At 54.3% G+C, this 23,479-nt stretch carries 22 protein-coding genes and 1 other annotated feature; of the genes, 1 reads left to right on the top strand and 21 read right to left on the bottom strand.

The features are described 5' to 3' along the window. Nucleotide 1 precedes the first annotated feature (1 nt). From leuC to ACVX3G_RS07030, 17 genes are all read right to left on the bottom strand, one after another. Complete coding sequence (leuC, locus tag ACVX3G_RS07110) at nt 2–1,417, bottom strand: 3-isopropylmalate dehydratase large subunit (protein WP_020754257.1); 1,416 nt, start codon at nt 1,415–1,417, stop codon at nt 2–4. A gap of 20 nt (nt 1,418–1,437) precedes the next feature. Continuing rightward, nucleotides 1,438–2,553 carry a 3-isopropylmalate dehydrogenase gene (gene leuB / locus ACVX3G_RS07105; protein ID WP_020278134.1) on the bottom strand — a complete coding sequence of 372 codons (1,116 nt, stop codon included), beginning with the start codon at nt 2,551–2,553 and terminating at the stop codon, nt 1,438–1,440. 16 nt (nt 2,554–2,569) lie between these two features. Beyond that, nucleotides 2,570–4,117 (bottom strand): 2-isopropylmalate synthase, encoded by a 1,548-nt coding sequence (locus ACVX3G_RS07100; RefSeq protein ID WP_011232134.1) that lies wholly within the window; start codon nt 4,115–4,117, stop codon nt 2,570–2,572. After that, nucleotides 4,104–5,129: a ketol-acid reductoisomerase gene (gene ilvC / locus ACVX3G_RS07095; RefSeq protein WP_011232135.1), complete on the bottom strand. Its 1,026-nt coding sequence runs from the start codon at nt 5,127–5,129 to the stop codon at nt 4,104–4,106. Before ilvC ends, ACVX3G_RS07100 begins: the two co-directional genes overlap by 14 nt. Before the next feature lie 121 nt (nt 5,130–5,250). Continuing rightward, nucleotides 5,251–5,769, bottom strand: a complete 519-nt coding sequence (gene ilvN, locus ACVX3G_RS07090; RefSeq protein ID WP_013144574.1) for an acetolactate synthase small subunit — start codon at nt 5,767–5,769, stop codon at nt 5,251–5,253. Then, complete coding sequence (gene ilvB / locus ACVX3G_RS07085; protein ID WP_033004993.1) at nt 5,748–7,487, bottom strand: acetolactate synthase large subunit; 1,740 nt, start codon at nt 7,485–7,487, stop codon at nt 5,748–5,750. Before ilvB ends, ilvN begins: the two co-directional genes overlap by 22 nt. Before the next feature lie 70 nt (nt 7,488–7,557). Further along, nucleotides 7,558–7,824 (bottom strand) — a binding site (T-box leader). 22 nt (nt 7,825–7,846) lie between these two features. Continuing rightward, nucleotides 7,847–8,746: a branched-chain-amino-acid transaminase gene (gene ilvE, locus ACVX3G_RS07080; protein WP_011232138.1), complete on the bottom strand. Its 900-nt coding sequence runs from the start codon at nt 8,744–8,746 to the stop codon at nt 7,847–7,849. 512 nt (nt 8,747–9,258) lie between these two features. Further along, a complete protein-coding gene (locus ACVX3G_RS07075; protein ID WP_020278130.1) occupies nt 9,259–9,765 on the bottom strand; it encodes a metallophosphoesterase family protein in 507 nt (168 codons plus the stop codon). Then, nucleotides 9,762–10,376, bottom strand: a complete 615-nt coding sequence (locus ACVX3G_RS07070; protein WP_025038958.1) for an XTP/dITP diphosphatase — start codon at nt 10,374–10,376, stop codon at nt 9,762–9,764. Before ACVX3G_RS07070 ends, ACVX3G_RS07075 begins: the two co-directional genes overlap by 4 nt. Continuing rightward, entirely contained in the window at nt 10,373–11,143 is a 771-nt protein-coding gene (rph, locus tag ACVX3G_RS07065; RefSeq protein WP_011232141.1) for a ribonuclease PH, read from the bottom strand. The genes ACVX3G_RS07070 and rph overlap by 4 nt, the downstream gene beginning before the upstream one ends. A gap of 151 nt (nt 11,144–11,294) precedes the next feature. After that, a complete protein-coding gene (locus ACVX3G_RS07060) occupies nt 11,295–12,368 on the bottom strand; it encodes a GerMN domain-containing protein (RefSeq protein WP_020278127.1) in 1,074 nt (357 codons plus the stop codon). Nucleotides 12,369–12,473: 105 nt separating this feature from the next. Beyond that, on the bottom strand, nt 12,474–13,268 hold the full coding sequence (gene racE, locus ACVX3G_RS07055; protein ID WP_011232143.1) for a glutamate racemase: 795 nt from the start codon (nt 13,266–13,268) through the stop codon (nt 12,474–12,476). 9 nt (nt 13,269–13,277) lie between these two features. Beyond that, a complete protein-coding gene (locus ACVX3G_RS07050; protein WP_014196465.1) occupies nt 13,278–13,721 on the bottom strand; it encodes a MarR family winged helix-turn-helix transcriptional regulator in 444 nt (147 codons plus the stop codon). 208 nt (nt 13,722–13,929) lie between these two features. Next, on the bottom strand, nt 13,930–14,154 hold the full coding sequence (locus tag ACVX3G_RS07045) for a helix-turn-helix domain-containing protein (protein WP_008881129.1): 225 nt from the start codon (nt 14,152–14,154) through the stop codon (nt 13,930–13,932). Between the two features lie 233 nt (nt 14,155–14,387). Further along, a complete protein-coding gene (sdhB, locus tag ACVX3G_RS07040) occupies nt 14,388–15,149 on the bottom strand; it encodes a succinate dehydrogenase iron-sulfur subunit (RefSeq protein WP_011232145.1) in 762 nt (253 codons plus the stop codon). Between the two features lies 1 nt (nt 15,150). After that, on the bottom strand, nt 15,151–16,908 hold the full coding sequence (gene sdhA / locus ACVX3G_RS07035; RefSeq protein ID WP_011232146.1) for a succinate dehydrogenase flavoprotein subunit: 1,758 nt from the start codon (nt 16,906–16,908) through the stop codon (nt 15,151–15,153). A gap of 169 nt (nt 16,909–17,077) precedes the next feature. Beyond that, nucleotides 17,078–17,686 carry a succinate dehydrogenase cytochrome b558 subunit gene (locus ACVX3G_RS07030; protein ID WP_011232147.1) on the bottom strand — a complete coding sequence of 203 codons (609 nt, stop codon included), beginning with the start codon at nt 17,684–17,686 and terminating at the stop codon, nt 17,078–17,080. Between the two features lie 244 nt (nt 17,687–17,930). Between ACVX3G_RS07030 and ACVX3G_RS07025 the strand changes: the two genes are divergently transcribed. Then, entirely contained in the window at nt 17,931–18,383 is a 453-nt protein-coding gene (locus ACVX3G_RS07025; RefSeq protein ID WP_013144566.1) for a YslB family protein, read from the top strand. A 48-nt stretch (nt 18,384–18,431) separates the two neighbouring features. Here ACVX3G_RS07025 and uvrC read toward each other — a convergent pair whose 3' ends face one another. From uvrC to ACVX3G_RS07005, 4 genes are read right to left on the bottom strand one after another with little or no spacing between them, the layout of a single operon-like run. Then, nucleotides 18,432–20,204, bottom strand: a complete 1,773-nt coding sequence (uvrC, locus tag ACVX3G_RS07020; protein WP_011232149.1) for an excinuclease ABC subunit UvrC — start codon at nt 20,202–20,204, stop codon at nt 18,432–18,434. Between the two features lie 6 nt (nt 20,205–20,210). After that, nucleotides 20,211–21,656: a hypothetical protein gene (locus tag ACVX3G_RS07015; protein WP_011232150.1), complete on the bottom strand. Its 1,446-nt coding sequence runs from the start codon at nt 21,654–21,656 to the stop codon at nt 20,211–20,213. Nucleotides 21,657–21,703: 47 nt separating this feature from the next. Then, nucleotides 21,704–22,630, bottom strand: a complete 927-nt coding sequence (locus tag ACVX3G_RS07010) for an FTR1 family iron permease (protein ID WP_014196469.1) — start codon at nt 22,628–22,630, stop codon at nt 21,704–21,706. Nucleotides 22,631–22,655: 25 nt separating this feature from the next. Continuing rightward, nucleotides 22,656–23,417, bottom strand: a complete 762-nt coding sequence (locus ACVX3G_RS07005; RefSeq protein WP_011232152.1) for a hypothetical protein — start codon at nt 23,415–23,417, stop codon at nt 22,656–22,658. Between the last annotated feature and the right edge of the window lie 62 nt (nt 23,418–23,479).

Genomic DNA, 23,479 nt, shown 5'->3' with positions numbered 1-23,479 from the left:
TTTAACAGACCGGCTCGGCTTCAAGCTGGCGCACATCGACAAAATGTCCGTAAATCGCAGCCGCCGCGGCCATCACCGGGCTGACGAGATGCGTGCGCGCCCCTTTTCCTTGCCGCCCTTCAAAGTTGCGATTCGACGTTGACGCACAGTGCTCGCCTTCCGGAATGATGTCCGGGTTCATGCCCAAACAGGCGCTGCAGCCGGAGTCGCGCCATTCAAAACCGGCGTCGATGAAAATTTGCGCCAACCCTTCCGCCTCGGCTTGTTTTTTCACTTGCTGCGATCCAGGCACGACGAGCGCCCGTACACCCGGAGCCACTTTTTTCCCTTTCACGATGCTCGCCGCCGCGCGCAAATCGCTGAGGCGTGAGTTGGTGCACGAACCGATGAAGACGTGCTGCACCGGAATATCCGTAATCGGCGTGCCCGGTCTAAGCCCCATGTACTCAAGCGCCCGGCGCACCGCGTTTTGCTCTGTTTTGCTTTCAAATTGCTCGGGATGCGGCACGACGCCATCGACGGAAGTGCTCATCGCGGGGTTCGTCCCCCACGTCACCATCGGAGCGATCGTCGACGCATCGATTTCAATCGTTTTATCGTATTTTGCCCCCTCATCGCTGGCTAACGCCCGCCACCGTTCCACCGCCTTGTCAAACTCCTCGCCTTTTGGCGCATATTTGCGGCCGCGCAAATAGGCAAACGTCGTTTCATCCGGGCTGATGAGGCCGGCTCTCGCCCCAGCTTCAATCGACATGTTGCAAATCGTCATTCGCTCTTCCATCGACATGCGTCGGATCGCTTCCCCTGTAAATTCGATAATATAACCGGTGCCGACGCCAACGCCATAGCGGCCGATAATGGCCAAGATGACGTCTTTGGCGGTCACTCCTTTGCCGAGGCGGCCGTTGATGCAGATTTGCAGCGTTTTCGGCTTATGCTGCCAAAGCGTTTGCGTCGCCAATACATGCTCGACTTCGCTCGTGCCGATGCCAAACGCCAAGGCGCCAAACGCCCCGTGCGTCGACGTATGGCTGTCGCCGCAAACGATCGTTTTTCCCGGCTGGGTCAACCCGAGCTCTGGGCCGATGACGTGAACGATTCCTTGCTCTTCGCTGTTTAGGTCGGCGAGCGGAATGCCGAACTCGCGGCAGTTGCGCTCAAGCGCAGCGATTTGGTTGCGCGCCACTTCGTCGGTAATCACAAATCGGTTAACGGTTGGCACGTTATGGTCCATCGTCGCAAAGGTCAAATCCGGCCGCCGCACCTTCCGTCCTTTTTGCCGCAACCCTTCAAACGCTTGCGGCGAGGTCACTTCATGCACTAAGTGCAAATCGATGTACAATAAATCCGGTTTGCCCTCCTCACGGTAGACGACGTGGTTTTCCCAAATTTTATCGATGATCGTTTTCGGCTTCATTGGCTTTCACCTCGCACGTCTTAGGCATAAACGGTCATAATTTGAGCAATGGCCGTATAATCCAGCACCGCTGTTTTGATTTCTTCGACCATTTCGTTCGTTGATACGATGCGGCCGCCGCTTGGCGCCAAGTCGGCAGTGCGCAAACCTTGATCGAGCGCCTGCCGCACCGCGTGCTCTACCGCCTCCGCTTCCGCGGTGAGCCCGAACGACAGGCGAAGCATCATCGCGGCTGACAAAATCGCCGCAATCGGATTGGCTTTGTTCATGCCGGCGATATCAGGCGCTGAACCGTGCACCGGCTCATACAAGCTCGGACCGGAAGCGGATAAGCTGGCTGACGGCAGCATCCCGAGCGAACCGGACAACATGGAGGCTTCATCGCTTAAAATGTCGCCAAACATGTTTTCTGTCACAATGACATCAAACTGCTTCGGCGCGCGGATGAGCTGCATCGCGGCATTGTCAACAAGCATATGCTCAAGCGTGACGTCCGGAAACTGCTTCGCCACCTCTTCGGCCACTTCCCGCCATAGACGGCTTGACGAAAGGACGTTCGCCTTGTCGACCGAAGTCACTTTTTTCTTCCGCCCGCGTGCGAGTATAAACGCCATGCGGACGATCCGCTCAATTTCTTCTTTTTTATATAACAAGGTGTCCACTGCTTTTTCTTCGCCGTTTTCGACGACGCGGCCGCTCGGCTGGCCGAAGTAAATGCCGCCGGTCAGCTCGCGGACGATGACAAAATCGACGTCTTGCACGAGATCCGGTTTTAACGGCGAAGCGGAAACCAAACTGTCATAGCAAACAACCGGCCGCAAGTTGGCATATAAGTCGAGCTGCTTGCGAATGGCAAGCAATCCTTTTTCCGGGCGCAAATGCGGAGGGTTGTCATCCCACTTCGGACCGCCGACCGCCCCAAGCAGCACCGCATCGCTTTCTCGGCAAAGGCGGAGCGTTTCCTCGGGGAGCGGCGTCCCCGCCTCATCGATCGCCGCTCCACCGATCAATCCATATTCAAACGTAAACTCGTGGCCAAACCGGATGCCGACCGCTTTCAATACCTCGACCGCTCCGGACGTCACTTCTTTGCCGATGCCATCCCCTGGCAAGACGGCAATCCGATAGTTTCCCATTCTGAATCCCCCCGTTTTATGGTGTTGCCACTTTCTCGTTTTCGCCGCGCATCGCTTCGATCATAAACACACGGTTGATGGCGTTGATGTACGCTTTCGCCGATGCTTCCAACACGTCTTGTGCAGTGCCGCGCCCGCTCGTCTCGATGTCATGGGCGCGCACTTTGACGAACACTTGGGCCAACGCATCGCGGCCGCCGCCGACCGATTCGATCCGGTAGTCAAGCAGCGTCACCGGCGTTTGGAAGCAACGTTCCAATGTATTGTACAGCGCCTCGACGCTGCCGGCGCCGGTCGCCGCTTCTTGGATTTCATTCCCCTTCCCGTCTTTCAGTACAACGACCGCTGTCGGAATTTGATTCGTCCCGTATTGCACTTGGATGGAAGACAATTGGTAAAAATCTTTAAAGTGGTCGAACTTCTCTTCGAAAATCAACGCGATTAAATCATCATCGGTAATGTCCTTCTTTTTGTCCGCCAATTCTTTAAAACGGACAAACAGCTGATTGATTTCTTCATCGGACAACGTGTAGCCGAGCTCCTCGACCCGGTTGCGAAGCGCATGGCGGCCGGAATGTTTGCCGAGCACCATCGAATTCGACGGCACGCCGACGAGCTCCGGCGAAATGATTTCGTATGTCGTTTTTTCTTTTAAGACGCCGTCTTGATGGATGCCCGATTCATGCGCAAACGCATTTTTGCCGACGACCGCTTTGTTGGGTGGAACGACGACCCCGGTCAGCTTGCTGACAAGATTGCTTGTGCGCTTAATTTCCTGCAAATTGAGGCGCGTTTCCACTTGATAGTAGTCTTTGCGGATGTGAAGGGCGACAGCGATTTCCTCAAGCGCCGCATTGCCGGCCCGCTCGCCGATGCCGTTGATCGTGCACTCGACCTGCGTCGCTCCATGTTCAATGGCCGATAGCGAGTTCACCACCGCCATGCCCAAGTCATCATGACAATGAGCGGAGAGTGAAACATTTTCAATATTCGGAACATTGTTTTGCAAATAGAGGAAAATTTCCCCGTATTCTTTCGGCGTAATATAGCCGACCGTATCCGGAATGTTGATCACCGAGGCGCCGGCTTTGATCACTTCGGCGACGATTTTCGCCAAAAACGGCAACTCGCTTCGGCACGCATCTTCCGCCGACCATTGGACGATCGGGAAAAAGCGCTTCGCGTATTTCACCGCCTCAACCGCCGCTTCAATCACTTGTTCCGGCGTCATCCGCAATTTATGCACCATATGGATCGGCGAGGTGGCGATGAATAGGTGGAGCCGCGGCTCCGCGCCGCCTTTTAACGCCTCCCACGCCGCATCAATATCGCTTCGGACCGAGCGCGACAGCCCGGTGACCGAGCATGTTCTCACCGTTTCGGCGATTTGTTTGACCGCCTCAAAATCGCCTTTCGATGAGGCGGGGAAACCCGCCTCGATGATGTCAACCCGCAGCCGTTCAAGCTGACGGGCAATTTCCAACTTTTCTTGCAAATTCAAGTTCACACCAGCAGATTGTTCCCCGTCACGCAATGTGGTATCAAAAAACTTAATTTTTCGCACCTGGCACCACCGCCTCGACTTGTTTTGCCTTCACAAACGGCATCATGCTTCGCAGTTCGCGTCCGACAATCTCAATCAAATGCTCATTCTCACGCCGGTTGATGGCGTTGAACTCCGGACGGTTCGCTTGGTTTTCCAAAATCCAGCTCTTCGCGAATTTGCCCGTTTGAATGTCATCGAGCACCTTTTTCATTTCCGCTTTCACAGCGTCGTTAATAATGCGCGGGCCGGTGATAAAGTCGCCCCATTGCGCCGTATCGGAAATCGAATAGCGCATCCACGACAAACCGCCTTCGTAAAGGAGATCGACGATGAGCTTCATCTCATGCAAACACTCAAAATAGGCGACTTCCGGCTGATACCCGGCTTCAACGAGCGTTTCAAACCCGGCTTTGATGAGCGCCGTCAGCCCACCGCACAGCACCGCTTGTTCACCGAACAAGTCGGTTTCCGTTTCTTCTTTGAACGTCGTCTCCAACACCCCAGCTCGAGCAGCGCCGATCGCTTTCGCGTAGGCGAGCGCCGTTTCTCTCGCGTGTCCGGTCACATCTTGGTAGACGGCGATGAGCGCCGGCACGCCCGCTCCTTCCGTATATGTGCGCCGCACGAGATGGCCTGGGCCTTTCGGCGCAACCAAGAAGACGTCAACATGATTCGGCGGGACGATTTGGCTGAAATGGATGTTAAAGCCGTGCGCAAACACAAGCGCATTGCCTGGCTCGAGTTCCGGCTCGATTTCCTCTTTGTACACGGCCGGCTGCTTCTCATCCGGCAACAGCACCATGACGATATCAGCCTGCTTCGCCGCTTCGCGGACGGAATACACCTCAAACCCGTCTTGCTCTGCTTGCTCCCACGATTTTCCTTTTCGCAGCCCGACGATGACGCGGACGCCGCTGTCGCGCAAGTTTTGCGCATGGGCGTGGCCTTGTGAGCCGTAGCCGATGATCGCGACCGTTTTCCCTTGCAAATATTGTTCGTTTGCATCCCCGTTATAGTAGACTTTTGCCATGATTACCCTCTCCTTTGTCGTGTAGTGTAAATGGGCCGCCATGCGCCCTCATTGCGCACAGGCGCGGTTATTCGTATCGACAATGTTTTGACAACGATCGTTGCAACGGAGACAGTGGCCGTTAAATGATAAACGCCGTTTTCTGGTTCGTGGTCGCTTTTTGCGCCCCGCGGGTGAACGCGGTTGTTCCCGTGCGCGCCACTTCCTTAATGCCGTACGGGCGCAATAGTTCAATCAACGCCTCGACTTTCTCCGGCTCGCCGGTCACTTGAATGACGAGGCTGTCTTTGCTTACGTCGACGATCGAGGCGCGGAACGGCTCGATGAGCGTGTAAATTTCCTGGCGGACCGCCGGAGGAGCGGCAACTTTAATGAGCGCCAGCTCGCGGGCGACGATCGCTTGGTCGGTGATGTCATTCACCTTCAACACATCAATCTGCTTGTTCAGCTGCTTAATGATTTGCTCCGCCGTCCGTTCATCGTCAACGTTGACGACGAACGTCATCCGCGAAACGCCCTCGATTTCCGTATGCCCGACCGTAATGCTTTCGATATTGTAATGCCGCTTCGTAAACAGCCCGGTAATGCGGTTTAACACGCCCGGGCGGTTGTTGACCGTCATCGTGATAATTCTTCGCACGCTTTCACCCCCACCATTTCATGAAGCCCTTTGCCGGGCGCCACCATCGGATACACGTTCTCGTCGGCGCGGACATGGAAATCAAGCAGCACCGGCCCATCCATCGCAAACGCTTGTTTTAACACTTCAGCTGCTTCCGCCTCCGTCTTCGCCCGCAGCCCCGGTATGCCGTATGCTTCAGCGAGTTTTACAAAATCCGGCTGATTCGGGATGAGCGAATGGGAGTACCGTTTTTCGTAAAACAGCTCCTGCCATTGCCGCACCATGCCGAGCGCCTGGTTGTTGACGATGACGATTTTAATTGGCAACCCCAGCTCTTGAATGACCGACAGTTCTTGGAACGTCATTTGGAAGCCGCCGTCGCCGACGATCGAAACGACCGTAGCGCTCCGGTCGGCGAGCTGGGCGCCGATCGCTGCCGGAAGCCCGAAGCCCATCGTGCCGAGCCCCCCGGACGTCACCCACCGGTGCGGTCGATTGAACTTGTAATATTGCGCCGCCCACATTTGGTGCTGGCCGACGTCCGTTGTGACGATCGCTTCGCCATTTGTCAATTCGTAAATCATTTCGACAAGCTTTTGCGGCTTGATCGTCCCGGCTTCCGGCTCGTAATGGAGCGGGAAGCGCCGCTTCCACTCATTGAGCTGTTCGAGCCACGCCGCGTTGTCAGCCGGTTTGCCTTGCTGGGCGATCAGTTCCTGCAGCGCCGCTTTGGCGTCGCTGACAATCGGAATTTTGGTCGGCACGTTTTTGCCGATTTCCGCCGGGTCGATGTCGATATGAGCGACAGTCGCCTTTGGCGCGAAGTATTTCAAGTTGCCGGTGACCCGGTCGTCAAAACGGGCGCCGATGTTGATAAGCAAATCGCACTCATAGAGCGCCATGTTCGCCGTGTACGTCCCGTGCATGCCCGCCATCCCCAAGAAAAGCGGATGGTCTGCCGGGAAACCGCCAAGGCCAAGGAGCGTATGAATGACCGGAATGTTTTGCTGTTCGGCGTATTGCCGCAATTCATTGGACGCATTGGCGTGCAAGACGCCAGCGCCGGCTAAAATGACCGGCCGCTTTGATTGGCTGACCGCCTCGACAAGCCGGCGGATTTGCCAATGGTTCGGCTGCGTCGTCGGCTGATAGCCAGGCAAATGAACGTCTTGATCGTAATCAAACTCCCCTTCGGCCGTCGTAATGTCTTTTGGAATATCGATCAACACCGGTCCGGGGCGCCCGGTCGTCGCGATGTGAAACGCCTCTTTAATGATTCTCGGCAGCTCGCTGATGTCGCGCACTTGGTAGTTGTGTTTCGTAATCGGCATCGTAATGCCGACAACGTCCGCCTCCTGAAACGCATCCGAACCGATGACGCTTGTCGCCACTTGCCCGGTAAAGACGACGAGCGGCAGCGAATCCATCATCGCGTCGGTCAACCCGGTGACGATGTTGGTCGCTCCCGGGCCGGAGGTGGCGATGACGACCCCCGGTTTTCCAGAAATGCGCGCATATCCTTCCGCCGCATGGATGGCCCCTTGCTCATGCCGCGTCAGCACGTGGAACACGCCGGCTTTATACAACTCGTCATACAGCGGGAGCACCGCCCCCCCCGGATAGCCGAAGATGACTTCGACTTTTTCTTCCTTGAGCGCTTCAATGAGCATCAGCGACCCGCTCATTCTCGCCTTCGTCCTCGCTTTTTCTTGTTCCTCGACTTTCATTTTTGTCATCGTCGATCCTCCCTGTGATTTGTCATCCATATAAAAAACCTTTCCGCCCACGATGGCTGTCATTTCCAGCCAAAGGGGCGAAAAGGTTTCCTTTCCGCGGTACCACCCTTCTTCACGGCCGTGACGGCCGCCTCAGGAGCGGCCAGCCGAAGCCGGCCGCTCATTTTGGTAACGAGTGAAGCGCGCGTCTCCACTCGTCCAGCCCTACTAGCCGTCCGGCGTTCAGGCTGGCGCTCAGAGGTGAGTTCATCAAGCGGCAACATCACCGGTTCGCAGCTCCCCCGGCTCTCTGTGGATGTTGACCCCGCTGACTACTTATCCTCGTCAACGCTTTTTCGCTATCCACTTGTCATGGACGATCAACCGACATTGGCGTTCGTCGGATACACCTTTACTCCTTCGACGACCACGCGGCGGCGAAATTCTTCAAGCAACCGCTTGGTATGCGGTCCCGGCGTCCCGTCGCCGATCGTCCGGCCATCGACTTTAATGACCGAAATGACTTCGGCCGCCGTCCCCGTCAAAAACACTTCATCCGCGACATAGACATCATGGCGGGTAAACGGCTCCTCTTTCACCGTATAGCCGAGATCCTCCGCGATTTCGATGATCGCTTGACGCGTAATGCCTTCAAGCGCCCCGACATACCCAGGCGGTGTGTAAATGACGCCGTTTTTGATGATGAAAACATTGTCTCCCGAACCTTCCGCGACATAGCCTTGATCGTTTAAGATCAGCGCTTCGCTTACGTTCGCCAAATGCGCCTCGATTTTGACAAGCACATTGTTTAGGTAGTTGAGCGATTTGACTTTCGGGCTCAGCACATCAGAGCGGTTGCGGCGCGTCGCCACTGTCACCACTTCGATGCCGGTTTCATATAAATGTTTCGGGAAGAGCGCGAGCGGCTCGACGATAATCACGATTTGCGGCGTTTTGCATTTGTACGGATCCAGTCCTAAATCGCCGACCCCGCGCGAAACGACCAGGCGGATGTATGCATCTTGATAGCCGTTGCGGCGGATCGTTTCGAGCACGTGGCCAATCATTTCTTCCTTCGTGTACGGAATGTCGAGCAAAATCGACTTCGCTGAATTGTATAGCCGATCTATATGTTCTTCGAGGCGGAATACGTTGCCGCTATAGACGCGAATGCCTTCAAATACCCCGTCGCCATACAAAAATCCATGGTCATACACGGAAATTTTGGCGTTTTCTTTTGTCACAAATTCTCCGTTTAAAAAGATCCATTGTTCGCCCACTTCGGTTCCCCTCTTCCTTGATCAGTCAGCAGTTGCTTTGAACGGCTTGATCATTGTATTGAGTCGTTTCTCTTATTTGAAAATTATAATAATCCGAAACCTTTGTGCCGTCAATAACGTTTTTCGAAAATTCCGATTGGTCAAACTATTTGAATGCGCTTACATTATGATAGAATCAAGGTTTTGCCGATTCAAAAAATTTTTTCTTTCTTGGCGGCTCATAGAAAACGCCCTTGAGCGCAGTTCGCTCCTCATTCGATATGAACATAACGGGCTCAAGGCGCGCTCATTTTTCTGATAGAAAAGATCCGTAAGCAACGTTCGCTTCTCACTCGGACATGAAAATGACGAATCAAAACGATGCGCCTTTTTCCACTTCATCTCCCCAAAACGAAAAAAGGCGGCCCAAACACAGGCCCCCTTTCCAAACACGCTATATGGCACTTCCATTTTGAAAGCGAACCTGTTGAAGCGGCCTTGCTTACCGTGAAAAAGCCGGCGGTTTTGCCGGCTTAGATAGAAAACGTTTGTTCCATTTTGAGAATAGGCTGTCCATCCACTTCATAAAACTGGACGTGCGCCCGTCCGCTGTCGACCGTCAGCACCGCGTACGTTTTTTCTTTTCTTCCCCGCGGCAAGGCGATGCTGCCGGGATTGATGAACAGCAACCCATCGATTTGTTCAGCACCGGCCAAATGCGAGTGGCCGAAACAAACGACGTGAGCCCCTGTTTCTTGTGCGCGATAGGATAAACGCAAAAGCGACGTTTTCACCCCGTATAAATGGCCGTGGGTGACAAACAACCGAACGCCGCCTGCCTCTTCGATGCGCTCAGCAGGAAACGCGGCGAAATCGCAGTTGCCGCGCACGACGGCAAACGGGGCGATCTCGTCCGCCCCCACCTCCAACTCCGAGTCACCGCAATGGATAAACAAATCCGCTTCATGGCGATGACGGTTGACAATTTCAGCAAGTTCGGCAGTCAGCCCATGGCTGTCGCTCACAATCACCGCCTTCATTCCGTCCGCCCCTTTCCACCGACGATCTCCTCCCACTGCTCATCGAGCTTCGTCAGCGCCTTGGCGCGATGACTGATTTGATTTTTTTCCTCCGGCGCAAGCTCCGCCATCGTTTTTCCCCGCTCCGGAAGGTAAAAGATTGGATCATAGCCAAAGCCCCCCTCCCCACGCGGCACTTCGGCGATATAACCATCGCATGTCGCTTCGACAACGGCGGTCGGCCGCCCTGGGATCGCGACGGCGAGCGCGCAATGAAAACGAGCCGTGCGCTGCTCCATCGGCACCCCGTCAAGCTCGCGAAGCAGCTTGGCGATGTTGCGTGCATCGTTTTTATCTTCCCCGGCATAACGGGCCGAATGAACGCCCGGCCGGCCGCCGAGCGCATCGACCACGAGCCCGGAATCATCGGCGATCACCGGCCGCTTTAGACGCCGCGACGCCGCTTCTGCTTTGAGCACGGCATTTTCCGCAAACGTGCTTCCCGTTTCTGCGACATCCGGAGCGTCCGGAAAGTCAAGCAACGATTTCACTTCGACGCCCCGCTTGGCAAACAAAGCGGCGAACTCGCGCACTTTGCCAGCGTTTTTGGTCGCGATGACAATCTCCTTCACTCTGTGTCCTCCTCTGCCGCTTCTTTTTTTTCGCCGATGCGCGCCGCCCACTCGCCCAATGCGCGGCGCTGAACGGCGATGAGCTGCTCGATGCCTATTTGCGCCGCTTCAAGCAATTCATCGAGCTCGGCGCGTGAAAAAACCGCTTCCTCTCCGGTCCCTTGAATCTCAACAAATTGACCGGCTCCGGTCATGACGACGTTCATATCCACTTTCGCCCGCGCATCCTCGTTGTAATCTAAATCAAGAATCACCCCATGCTCCGGATCGATGCCGACCGAGGTAGCGGCGAGAAAATCGCGGATCGGAAGCGCCTCGAGCCTCCCTTCTTCCACCAGTTTGGCAAGCGCCAACACAAGCGCCACATACGCACCGGTGATCGACGCCGTCCGCGTTCCGCCATCCGCCTGAATGACGTCGCAATCGATCCAAATGGTCCGCTCACCAAGCTGTTCAAGATCAACAACCGAGCGAAGCGCACGGCCGATTAAGCGCTGAATTTCCATCGTCCGCCCCGACACTTTTCCTTTGCTCGCTTCCCTCACATTCCGCTGCTCTGTCGCCCGCGGCAGCATCCCATATTCGGCCGTAATCCATCCTTTGCCGCCGCCGCGCATAAACGACGGCACTTTCTCTTCGACCGTCGCCGTGCAAATGACTTTCGTGTCGCCGACTTCAATGAGCACCGACCCTTCAGCGTGCTTCATGTAATGCGGGTGTATATGTACAGGGCGCAGCTCGCAACTGCTTCGTCCGTCCGCTCTCATCAACTGAGTCCTCCTTTTCTCCATCTTCAACGGAATGCCAGACGCCGCATTTCTTTCCACCTAGCGAAAAAAAGAAAGAGGCGGAATACGTTTCCACCTCTTTGTTATACCATAACGTCCTATTCGTTTCCAGCCTGTCAGCACCAACCGGTTAAAATGTCCCGGTATTGACGTTTTGCGGCCGAGCGACCGGTTTGGTGAGCGGCTTGCCGTCTTCCGTGACAAGATTGGCTTTGCCATTGACTGTGATCGCCACGCTTTCGACTCCTTTTTGCTCAGTGAGCGACAAAACGAGGGAATTCAACACGACGTCGGAAATGACATTTTTCTTGTTGCTTCCATAAATGCCTTCGTTAAAGTTGAGCGTCACTTTGCCATCCTCATATTTCGGGGCATCGACAAGCTTCGCGTCCGGCTGAAAGACGCCGACAAGCCCGCTCCCTTGCTCTGGTCCTTGAATCAGTTCGTTGACGGCCGCGGCAATATCATCTTTCTCCTTATTGGACACACGCCGTGTCACCGGCACATAGTATGTGCTGTTCCCTTGTTGGGCGACAAAATAAACGGTGACTGGATGCGTATTCGTAATGTCTGGCACGCCGCTCGCTTCCATATTGATGCCGTCGGCGCGGCTTACCCCATCTTGAATCGGTGTTTTATTGACCGGCATCACGTTTTGATCGTAACCGTTGATGCGGATTTTGACGCGCTTGATATTGTCAAATTGCGTCAACGTCCACGTAATGGACTGCAAAATTCGTTTTTCGTCCTCCGGCTTATAGTTTTTAAATTCCGGAGAAAAGTCGGCGATCAACGTTCCGTCTTTTTCCAATTTTGTGCCAAGCACCGTCGTTCCGGCCGGAATGACCGCGCGGAAGCCGTTCGGCAACATTTCTGACACAGGTCCGTCTTCAACCAAATATTCGAGTACTTGTTTCGCCACGGCCTGCGTTTTCGGCAATTCCACTGTTTGCGGCACGACAAAGCCGTTTTTGTCAATCAAGTACAGCTCTCTTTTCACCGTCTCGGTGGCCTTCGCTTTCTCCTTCCCTTCCTTTTGGCTTTCCGTCGCTTCCTGAAGCGCTTGGCCGTCTTTGACATAACTCGTCTCTTGCGGCGGATCAATCTCCTTCACCGCCTCATCTCGCCCAAACAAACCGCAGCCGCCAAGCAACAACAGCGAGGCGAGCAGCGGCGCCGCCCATATGTGAGTCGTCCGTTTCATTGACGTTCCCTCCTACTCGTAGTTTGTACTACTATGTATACGAGCCGTTTTCCAAAATAGAATAAAAAAAATCCTTTAGCGCATGGACGCTAAAGGATTTGTTGGTTACAGCCGAATCGCTTCGACCGTGCCGATCGGCTTGCCAAACCACTTCCCGGAAATCTTTTCAAACAGCTCTTTCGGCCCAGTCGTGAAAAACAAATGCTCCGGTTCGCGCTCGCCGGTGTAAAGGAGCTGGCTGTGATGCAAAATCGCGCTCACTTCACGAGCTGTCTCACCGCCTGAGCAAATGAGCTTCACGCGTTTGCCCATATACGTGCGAATGAGCGGCGCGAGCAACGGATAATGCGTGCAGCCTAAAATCAGCACATCGATCGGCAGCGGTCGGAGCGGAGCGAGAGATTCGGCGACGATCGCCATCGCCTCCTGCCCTTCAAAGTCGCCGCTTTCCACCAGCGGAACGAATTTCGGACAGGCCAAGCTCTCGACTTGGACGCGCGGATTGATTGATTGAAGCGCCTTTTCATACGCCCGGCTTCGGATCGTGCCAATCGTGCCGATGACGCCGATGTGCCCGCGCCTAGTCGCTTTCAGGGCGGCGCGAGCGCCGGGATGAATAACGCCAAGCACAGGAATGTCAAGCTTCGCCCGCACGTCGTCAAGCGCGACCGCCGTCGCGGTGTTGCAGGCGATAACAAGCATTTTCAAGGGATATTGCCGCAAGTAATCAATCATTTGCCACGTAAATCGACGGACTTCTTCCACCGGCCGCGGCCCGTACGGGCAACGGGCGGTGTCGCCTAAGTAAATAATTTGTTCTTTCGGCAGCTGCCTCATAATTTCTTTGGCGACGGTCAAACCGCCGACTCCTGAGTCAATGACACCAATTGCTCTTTCCAAGTGATCGCCTCATTCTTTCGTCATTTCTTGATGCAATTTGCGCAAACAACGCTCAAAGACGACGATTTCCTCGTCTGAAAAGCTTTCAAGCACGCTCGCTAGATCGCGCTGGCGTTTCTCAATCACTTCTTCGATAATGCGCTCCCCTTTTTCAAGAAGGCGAATGCGGACGACGCGGCGGTCGTGTTCATCGCGGACTCTGGCGACAAGTCCGTTCCGCTCCATGCGGTCGACCAAGTCGGTCGTCGTGCTGCACGCCAAATACATTTTGTTCGATAACTCGCCGACCGTCAAGTCCCCTTCTTCAAGCAGCCACTGCAGGGCGACAAATTGCGGTGGGGTGATCGGATAGTTGGTTAAAATTTCACGGCCGCGCTGTTTCAAATTTGCGGCGATATAGCGAAGCAATTTTTCCAACTCGGCGACCGTTCTTTCATTCATCGCAGACGGCATACCATCTCTCCTTGATCGTTTCCGCGGCCAGCCTCAAACGGCGGCTTGCGCCGACAGCTATTCTTACTTTTCATTTTACAACACCGGCAAAGATAATCAACAAAAAAATGCGGCGGCCGCCGCGGACGAAGGCCGGACGGGCGCCAAGCCTCGTCCGGCCGCAAGGGAACATAACAGCCGGCTGTCCAACAAGGAAAGCCGGCATCGTTTATAGTTCAAGTTCGCCCATTCGAAGCAATTCAATGACAGCTTGCGAGCGCCCCTTGACCCCAAGCTTTTGCATCGCATTCGAAATATGGTTGCGGACCGTTTTCTCGCTGATAAACAGCTCTTTGGCGATCTCTTTCGTCGTCTTGTCTTGCACGAGCAATTCGAAGACTTCTTTTTCTCTTTTTGTCAAAAGCGGCTTCGATTGAAACGATTTGTCCTTCAACGGTTGTAACCCTCCTTGCTCTCAATGGGCCCGAACTGCCGGATGGGTATTTCCTCGCCATATCGTATGTGAGAGCAAGAGCGGCGGTGACGAAAATTTGCTTATCTAATAGAAAAATGGGTCTTTTTTTTCTTCATCTTTCGGTTCGCCGGAGACGGTTGGCTGCCGCTTGTCCAGAAAAACAAAAAATCCCCCTCATGTCTATTCGAATGAAGGGGATTTTGATTCTGCCGCTACACTTCGTCGCTGCCAAAGAAATCGCGGAACATTTGAATCGTCGTTTCGCGGTTTAACGCCGCGATCGATGTCGTCAACGGAATGCCCTTCGGGCACGATTGCACGCAGTTTTGCGAGTTGCCGCAGTTGGCCAGTCCGCCGTCGCCCATAATCGCCCGCAGCCGTTCGGCTTTATGCATCGCCCCGGTCGGGTGGGCGTTAAACAGCCGCACTTGCGACAGCGGCGCCGGGCCGATAAAGTTCGACTTGCTGTTGACGTTCGGGCACGCTTCGAGGCAGACGCCGCATGTCATGCATTTTGACAGCTCGTACGCCCATTGCCGCTTCCGCTCTGGCATGCGCGGCCCCGGACCCAAGTCGTACGTTCCGTCGATCGGAATCCATGCTTTCACTCGCTTCAACGCGTCAAACATCCGGCTCCGATCGATGACCAAGTCGCGGATGACAGGGAATGTGCGCATCGGCTCAAGGCGGATCGGCTGCTCGAGTTTGTCAATGAGCGCGGCGCACGCCTGGCGCGGTTTGCCGTTAATGACCATCGAACAGGCTCCGCATACTTCTTCCAGACAGTTCATTTCCCAAGCGACCGGCGTCGTTTTTTCCCCTTTGGCGTTGACTGGATTGCGACGAATTTCCATGAGCGCCGAAATGACGTTCATGTTCGGGCGGTACGGAATGACAAACTCTTCTTCATACGGCGCGGAATCCGGACGATCTTGGCGCGTGATGATCAAACGAACCGTTTTGTTCTCGCTCATCTTACTTCACTTCCTCTTTCTTTTTGCTGTAGTCGCGCTTGCGCGGTTTAATCAACGAGACGTCAACGTCTTCATAATGGAACGCCGGACCATCTGGCGTGTAGCGGGCCATCGTCGTTTTCAGCCACTCTTCGTCATTGCGCTCCGGAAACTCCGGCTTGTAGTGCGCCCCACGGCTTTCATTGCGATGGTAAGCGCCAAGCGTAATGACGCGGGCGAGCTGCAGCATGTTGTACAGCTGGCGGATAAACGTCGCTCCTTGGTTGCTCCATCTCGACGTGTCGGTGACGCTGATGTTTTTGTACCGCTCCATCAGCTCTTGAATTTTCTCATCCGTCTTCAGCAACCGGTCGTTGTAGCGGACGATCGTCACGTTCGCCGTCATCCATTCACCGAGCTCTTTATGCAGCACATAGGCGTTTTCCGTGCCGTCCATCGCCAAAATGTTCTCCCATTTTTCCTGCTCCCGTTTCACATAGCTGTCGTATAACGTCGACGGCATCGCATCCGCCGATTTCTCGAGGCCGCGGATGTAGCGGACGGCGTTCGGGCCGGCGACCATTCCGCCGTAAATCGCCGACAGAAGCGAGTTTGCCCCGAGGCGGTTCGCGCCGTGAATCGAATAGTCGCACTCGCCGGCAGCAAACAACCCTTTGATGTTCGTCATTTGGTCATAGTCGACCCATAAGCCGCCCATCGAGTAGTGAACGGCCGGGAACACCTTCATCGGCACTTTGCGCGGGTCTTCGCCCATGAACTTCTCGTAAATTTCGATAATGCCGCCGAGCTTAACATCCAACTCTTTCGGATCTTTATGTGACAAATCCAAATACACCATGTTTTCGCCGTTGATGCCGAGCTTCAAATCGACGCAGACGTGGAAAATTTCCCGTGCGGCGATGTCGCGCGGCACCAAGTTTCCGTAAGCCGGATATTTTTCCTCAAGGAAGTACCACGGTTTCCCGTCTTTATACGTCCAAATGCGTCCGCCTTCCCCGCGCGCCGATTCGCTCATAAGGCGGAGCTTGTCATCGCCCGGAATGGCGGTCGGGTGAATTTGGATGAACTCGCCGTTCGCGTAGTAAACGCCTTGCTGATAGGCGATCGAAGCCGCTGAACCAGTGTTGATGACCGAGTTCGTCGATTTCCCAAAAATGATCCCCGGGCCGCCGGTCGCCAAAATGACGGCATCGGCTGGAAACGCTTTGATTTCCATGGACCGCAAATCTTGTGCGACGATGCCGCGGCAGATTTGCTCGTCATCCAAAACGACGCCTAAAAACTCCCAATGCTCGTACTTCGTGACGAGCCCGGCCACTTCATGGCGGCGCACCTGTTCATCAAGTGCATACAAAATTTGTTGGCCAGTCGTGGCTCCAGCATAGGCGGTCCGGTGATGCTGCGTCCCCCCGAAACGACGGAAATCAAGCAACCCTTCCGGCGTCCGGTTGAACATGACGCCCATCCGATCGAGCATGTAAATAATCCCCGGCGCCGCTTCACACATCGCTTTGACCGGAGGCTGGTTCGCCAAGAAGTCCCCGCCATAGACGGTGTCGTCAAAATGCTCCCACGGCGAGTCGCCTTCCCCTTTCGTGTTGACCGCTCCGTTAATGCCGCCTTGGGCACAGACGGAGTGAGAACGCTTTACCGGAACGAGCGAAAACAGTTCGACAGGCACTCCTGCTTCGGCGATTTTAATCGTGGCCATCAAACCGGCCAGCCCACCGCCAACAACGATGATTTTCCCTTTTTTCATAGCTACTCACTCCCTAATAGATTGCTGCTTTTGCTTGCATGCCGCACGTTTTGCCTTGCCGGCCCGCCATCGACCAAGCGATCGTTCGGCGAACGGCTAAGACGCGATCTGTCACGAGCCAACGCAGCAGTTCATCGTCGAATCATTCCCTAAGAATGGAACGCTTGTCTTACGCAAACGCTAAGATGGCGCGAATGCCGACAATGGAAAGCGCGATGAAAATGATCATCGTAATGTACGTAAATACTTGCTGCGAACGAGGGGACACCGTCAACCCCCAGCTGACGCAGAACGACCATAAGCCGTTGGCGAAGTGAAAGACCGTGGACAAGATTCCAACAATATAAAATCCGAGCATAAACGGATTGTCGACAATGTTGGCCATCATATCGTAGTTCACTTCGGCGCCGAATGCGGCTTGCACCCGCGTTTCATACACATGCCAGACGACAAAAATCAATGTAATGATGCCGGTGATCCGCTGAAGCATGAACATCCAGTTGCGAAAATAGCCGTACTGGCGAGTGTTGAATTTGGCTGTAAACGCGATATAAATGCCGTATACAGCGTGGAACAACAATGGAAGGAAAATAACAAAAATTTCAAGAAAATAGCGGAACGGCAAGTTTTCCATAAACGCCGCCGCCCGGTTAAACGCTTCCGGCCCACGGGTCGCAAAATGGTTGACGACCAAGTGCTGCACTAAAAAGATGCCGACGGGAACAACCCCCAGCAGCGAATGGAGCCGGCGATAGTAAAACTCGCGATTCCCTGCCATTATGTAAACCCCCTTCAATTGAATAAAAAATATGTCCCTCTCGCTCGCCATGCGGAAACGAAAACGCCTTCCATTCCCTTATTCGCTTTGTCACATTCATTGTACTCCCACATTGTACAAGCGTCAAGAAAACACTGCCACAAAATGTTCAAACATTCTCATAGTTGCGCCACCTTAGGAAAGAGGATGCACTCCGGCAGCAATTCAGCTATAATGGGGAAATGGATAGAAAGAGGGGAAAACGATGAAACAGCCACCATTAGAGGATCAATATCAAATGTTTGGGTCGATTGCGCTTTCCGCATTCGGGGCTGAGCTGCTTCGCCATTCGCTTCTTCCCGAGCTGCTTGGCAAAGATGCCGCTTCGCTGCTGTACTGGGCCGGCAAACAGCTGGCACGGCGCTACCCGCTCGGAACGCTCGATGACGTCGCCGTATTTTTTGAACGGGCGGGCTGGGGGGAGCTATCAACCGGCGAAGAGCGAAACGACGAACTATATATCGAGCTGTCAGGCCCCATCATCGCCGCCCGCTTTTCCTTGTATGGCAGCTGCTCGTTCCAGCTTGAGGCTGGATTTCTCGCCCAGCAAATCGAACAACAAAAGCGGTTCGTCACCGAAGCGGTCGAACTGCCGCCAAAGCGGGACGGCAAAGCGCGCATTTTGGTGAAATGGGATCGGAAGCAGGCGATCGAATGAAATGTAGGCAACGGGCGCCCGCTCGCAAAACGGGCGCCCGTTCAGCCATTATTCATGCAGTTTTTCATAGATTTTCTCCGCCACCGCTCGCGGAATGTTCGCCCGCTGCAACTCTTCCACCGTCGCCTCTTTCATCTTTTTCACAGAGCCGAAATAATTCAAGAGTGCTTTTTTCCGCTTTTCCCCGACGCCGGGGATGTCATCAAGCACGGAATGGAACATCGTTTTCTGCCGCGTCTTTCGGTGAAACATAACGGCAAACCGATGCACTTCATCCTGGATGCGCTGCAATAAATAAAACTCTTGGCTTTGCCGGTCAAGCGGCACGACATCCGGCGGGTCGCCGGCCAAAAGCTCTGATGTGCGATGTTTTTCGTCTTTCGCCAATCCAGCCAGCGGCACATCCAGTCCAAGTTCGTTTTCGAGCACATCCCGCACCGCCGACAAGTGGCCTTTGCCGCCGTCGATGATGATCAAATCGGGAAGCGGCAATCCTTCTTTCAACACGCGCGTATAGCGGCGGCGCACGACTTCGCGCATCGTTTCATAATCGTTCGGGCCTGCGACCGTTTTCACCTTATATTTCCGGTATTCTTTTTTCGCCGGCTTGCCATCGAGGAAAACGACGAGCGCCGAGACCGGATCGGCCCCGTAAATGTTCGAGTTGTCAAACGCCTCGATGCGGCGCGGCGCCGGAATGCCAAGACGCTCTCCGAGACGTTCGACTGCTTTGATCGTCCGTTCTTCGTCCCGCTCGATGAAATAAAATTTTTCTTTCAGAGCAATGGCCGCGTTTTTGCTCGCCAGCTCAACAAGCTCTTTTTTCTTCCCTTTTTTCGGCTGGACGACGGCAACGCCGAGCAATTCGCGGGCGAGCTCGCCGTCAATGTCGGACGGGAGGACGACTTCTTTTGGCTTCAAATGATGCGCTTTCGCATAAAACTGACCCAAAAACGTAAGCATTTCCTCATCCGGGTCTTGGTAAAGCGGGAAGATCGACACGTCGCGCTCAATCAGCTTCCCTTGGCGAAGGAAAAACACTTGCACGCACATCCAGCCTTTGTCGTACGCATAGCCGAATACATCGCGGTCGATGAAGTCGTTGAGCATCATTTTTTGCTTTTCCATCGTCATCTCAATCGCCGCGATTTGATCGCGGTATTCTTTCGCCCGTTCAAACTCGAGCGTTTCCGCCGCCTCGTGCATTTTCTCGGCCAACTCCCGCTTCACGTCTTCATACCCGCCGTTTAAAAAGCGGACGATTTGTTCAACCATCGCCTTATTTTGTTCGTCCGACACCGGGTGGACGCACGGGGCGAGGCATTGGCCCATATGGTAATACAAACAGGCGCGCGAAGGCAGCGTCGAACATTTGCGGAGCGGATATAAGCGGTCGAGCAGCTTTTTCGTTTCGTTCGCCGCCTGCACGTTTGGATACGGGCCGAAATATTTGCCGCCGTCTTTTTTCACTTTGCGGGTGATAAGCAGGCGCGGATGCTTTTCTGCGGTGATTTTAATAAACGGGTAGCTTTTATCATCTTTCAGCATGACGTTGTATTTCGGATCATGCTTTTTGATCAAATTCATCTCCAAAATGAGCGCCTCGGCGTTTGACGAGGTGACGATGTATTCGAAATCAGCGATCTCCTCAACAAGCCGCTGCGTCTTGCCGTCATGCGTCCCGGTAAAATACGAGCGGACGCGCGCTTTCAGCGACTTCGCTTTGCCGACGTAAATGACCGTTCCGTGTTTGTCTTTCATCAAATAGCAGCCCGGCTGCTCCGGCAGCACAGCCAATTTTTCTTTCAGCCGCTCGTTCATTGGCCATCACCTCACTGCTCCATCAACCCATTCGTACAGCGTAATCGTCCCATACACCGGATCAGCAAGCAAACTGGAACGATACGTTTTCATTTTGCGCACATGGCAGGAAACATCGATCCCTTGAGCCTCGAACCCTTGGACAACGTGATTGGTCATATATATCGCAGCATGGCGGTAGTTTTCTTTGTCTTGCAAAAAGAAGGAAAAATGGAGCACGTCTTTATGTGGAAAGGGCACGTTCAAATAGTCTAGGACGCGCGTCTCTTCCCACGTATATACCACAAACGGCTGCCGTTTGTCACGCAAATCGTCCGCAAGCTGATACACTGCTGGCGGCGTCTTTGCCTGCTCGCGCAACAGCCCGATGCCGATTGTAGACTGCAGCATCACCACTGCCGCGGCAAGAACAAACCGCCATGTCCGGGGCGCGGCCAGCAGCCGCCCCCACACGAAAACGAGCGCAATGTGAACGAGCGGAAGGAGATGACGCGGCTTGTCAATGTTTTGTCCGAAAAGCGCCCACAAAGCATACAGCAACGCGGAAACGACAAGCGGGCGCGGAAGCCCCAACCGCCCCGCGCGCCAGGCGATGGCGCCGACCACTGCATAGGCAGCCAGCAGCCAAGCATTTCGGCTGGCCATGCCGGTCCAAAGAAAGTTGTCAAGGACAAAGCGGCACACCCGCTCCCAAAATGGAAGAGGGCTCGCCGCCGCCGTTCCCCCCCAGTCGCTGAAATGACCGACAACAAACGCAAAGCCAAGCTTGAAAAACGGCCAAAGGCCGCCTTCCGTCGCCGCGACCGCTGCCACCCAAACAAATTGAAAGGCGGCCGCCGCCAACAGCGATGCCGCCACGCGGCCGAGGCGGCGGTGCGTTTTCCAGTCTTCATGCCAAAGCAACAATAACGCCGAGGCAAAGGGGATGTACGATAGGCGACCCCCCATGAGGATGCTGAATAACGCCATCGGCAGCAGCTGCGCGGTCCATGCCATTCGCCGCCGCGCCCATTCCACGGCCCAGATGTACCACCAAAGCACGCCGAGCGCCGCACCGTCTGACATCGGTCGGGCGGAGGCAAGAAGCACATAGCTTGAAGAAAGCACCGAAAGCGCCGCCCATAACGCCGCTGGACGCGGCATATGCCGAGCAAGCAGCAAAACGATGGGAAAGGCGGCGGAAAACAACACGAGCACATTCAAGATCGAAAGCGCTTTGGCCGGATTGGCAATGAAAGCGTGCACCGCCATGCCCCCGAGGACGAAATACGGATAGCCTGGGAAATGCGGCTGCATGGCTAACACATCATAGCGCCTAAGCGCCAAGGCAAAATCGACTTCATCCCATGTGGCCGCATACGGGCTCGCCCAATACAAACAGGCGCCAACCAACAAAGAGGCCGTTCCGACACCAAAGCCAATCCAAAAGCGGTCGCCGAACCGTTTGTTCACCGTGTTCCCCTCCAAAGAAAAAGTACAAGGCGCAGCGGCCTTGTACGTTACATGACGTTTTTTGCTTTTTCCTCCAAAGCGGCAATCGCCGGTTTCTCGACCACAGCGCTCTTTTGACCGCGGCGGCTCGTCACCAGCAAATACACGACGGCGAAGTAGCCGATATAGGCGATCACTTCTTCAAGCGACGGCATCGCTGAATAGCCAAACAACGCTTTTAAAAAGACGCCGACTTCGCCGGAAAAGACGGGGGCGACGCCATGATCGCGCACGTAATGTTCGTAGTCAATCGGATGTTCTGGAAGCAGCCATGTCAAATCATATACATGCGGCATGACGCTGCCGATGAGCCCAATGTCCTGCATCATCGAAATGGCTTGCACGAGCAGGCCAGCGGCGATCAAGACGATAAAAGCTCCGGTTACTTTAAAGAATGCTTTCAGCGGAATGCGCATCGTTCCTTTAAAGAAGAAGTAGCTGACCAAAGCGGCAATGGCAATGCCTGTCGCCGCTCCCCAGCCTTGTATGGCCGCGCCGATGTTGCCGTGCGTGATGGCAGCGAAGAAAAAAACGGTTTCCACTCCTTCGCGCAGCACGACTAAAAACGAGTGAATGACCATGCCGGCGACATTGCCGGCGGTAATAAACTGGTCCATTTTCCCTTCAACGTTTTGTTTCATGTCCCGGCTATGCTCGGCCATCCAAAACACCATCTGCGTCAAGAGCAACGCGGAGACGATCATGATGCCGATTTTTAAGTAGATTTCACTGCCCATCGCGGCAAATCCCGTGAACACGACTTGAAACAAAATGGCCGCCCCGATGCTCGCCAACACGGCCAAACCAGCACCAAGCCATACGTACTTCGTGTATTCGCGGTGATCGACACGTTTCAAATACGATGTAATGATGCCGACGATCAGCAGCGCTTCCAGCGCTTCACGAAACGTAATGAGCAGCGCTTGGACTTCCATGTCTCCGCCTCCCCTTATATTTGGACTAAGCCCGTTTCCGACGCCGCACATAAATGAGAGCCGCGCCGAGAACCACAATAACGATGACAACGAGCGGAATCCAGTTTTTTACTTTAGACAAATCGGTCCACTCTTTCTTTTGCACTGCATCCGGCTTTTCTGCAGCGTTTTCCGAAAAATGGCCGACTTTTAGGCTTTTCAGGCCGAATTGCTTCTGCAGCGTTGTTAAAATCGTCTCTTTGCTTTTCTTAAACACGTTGATATCCGATTTTTTCTCGCCGACACCGAACAGCCCCGGGTTGCCAAGCGACTGAAGCGCCTTGTCAAACTCGGTGCGCAGCTGTTTATCAAGTGCAGGGTCTTTCCCTTGGATGACCGGCGACAGCGCTTCATACGTCGCAAACGCCTTCGCCAACAGCCGCTTGCTCGTGTCGTACTGATCAAAGTTTGCCTCAATATTGTCCAAACGGCGAGCGATATTGAGCACTAAAATGTTTTCCATGTCCTTGATCACCGTTTGACGGTCCTTCGCTTCGATGGCCGCAAGCACCGCCTTGGACGGCTCAGGTCCCATATGCATGTCGATTTCTTCTTTTACGGTTTCGAAAATTTCCTTCGCTGCAGCAAAGTTCGGCGGCTGCTCGTTCAACTTTTCTTTCATCTCTTTATACGCCTCAGCAACCGCCTCTTTGTTCGGGTCTCCATACGAATAGGCGAACGCTTTCAGCGGAATGAGATTGAGAATAATGATCACTGCTATGTAAAAAAAGAAACGAAACGATTTCACGTTCCCTTCTCCCTCCATCAAGATCAATGATAATCATTATCATACTTATTGTCAATAAAAAA

This window comes from Geobacillus sp. PLS 41 (assembly GCF_056494105.1).
Note: the sequence above shows the minus strand (reverse complement) of the source record. Positions and strands in the feature narration are given on the sequence as shown.

What these genes read in the sequence shown, in the direction of transcription:
- ACVX3G_RS07075 (WP_020278130.1), bottom strand. Translation starts at nt 9,765, where the DNA reads ATGAAGGCGGTGATTGTGAGCGACAGCCATGGGCTGACTGCCGAACTT.
- ACVX3G_RS07010 (WP_014196469.1), bottom strand. Translation starts at nt 22,630, where the DNA reads ATGGAAGTCCAAGCGCTGCTCATTACGTTTCGTGAAGCGCTGGAAGCG.
- ACVX3G_RS07025 (WP_013144566.1), top strand. Translation starts at nt 17,931, where the DNA reads ATGAAACAGCCACCATTAGAGGATCAATATCAAATGTTTGGGTCGATT.
- ilvC (WP_011232135.1), bottom strand. Translation starts at nt 5,129, where the DNA reads ATGGCAAAAGTCTACTATAACGGGGATGCAAACGAACAATATTTGCAA.
- rph (WP_011232141.1), bottom strand. Translation starts at nt 11,143, where the DNA reads ATGAGAGCGGACGGACGAAGCAGTTGCGAGCTGCGCCCTGTACATATA.
- ACVX3G_RS07060 (WP_020278127.1), bottom strand. Translation starts at nt 12,368, where the DNA reads ATGAAACGGACGACTCACATATGGGCGGCGCCGCTGCTCGCCTCGCTG.
- uvrC (WP_011232149.1), bottom strand. Translation starts at nt 20,204, where the DNA reads ATGAACGAGCGGCTGAAAGAAAAATTGGCTGTGCTGCCGGAGCAGCCG.
- leuC (WP_020754257.1), bottom strand. Translation starts at nt 1,417, where the DNA reads ATGAAGCCGAAAACGATCATCGATAAAATTTGGGAAAACCACGTCGTC.
- sdhB (WP_011232145.1), bottom strand. Translation starts at nt 15,149, where the DNA reads ATGAGCGAGAACAAAACGGTTCGTTTGATCATCACGCGCCAAGATCGT.
- sdhA (WP_011232146.1), bottom strand. Translation starts at nt 16,908, where the DNA reads ATGAAAAAAGGGAAAATCATCGTTGTTGGCGGTGGGCTGGCCGGTTTG.
- ilvB (WP_033004993.1), bottom strand. Translation starts at nt 7,487, where the DNA reads ATGACAAAAATGAAAGTCGAGGAACAAGAAAAAGCGAGGACGAAGGCG.
- ACVX3G_RS07050 (WP_014196465.1), bottom strand. Translation starts at nt 13,721, where the DNA reads ATGCCGTCTGCGATGAATGAAAGAACGGTCGCCGAGTTGGAAAAATTG.
- leuB (WP_020278134.1), bottom strand. Translation starts at nt 2,553, where the DNA reads ATGGGAAACTATCGGATTGCCGTCTTGCCAGGGGATGGCATCGGCAAA.
- ACVX3G_RS07030 (WP_011232147.1), bottom strand. Translation starts at nt 17,686, where the DNA reads ATGGCAGGGAATCGCGAGTTTTACTATCGCCGGCTCCATTCGCTGCTG.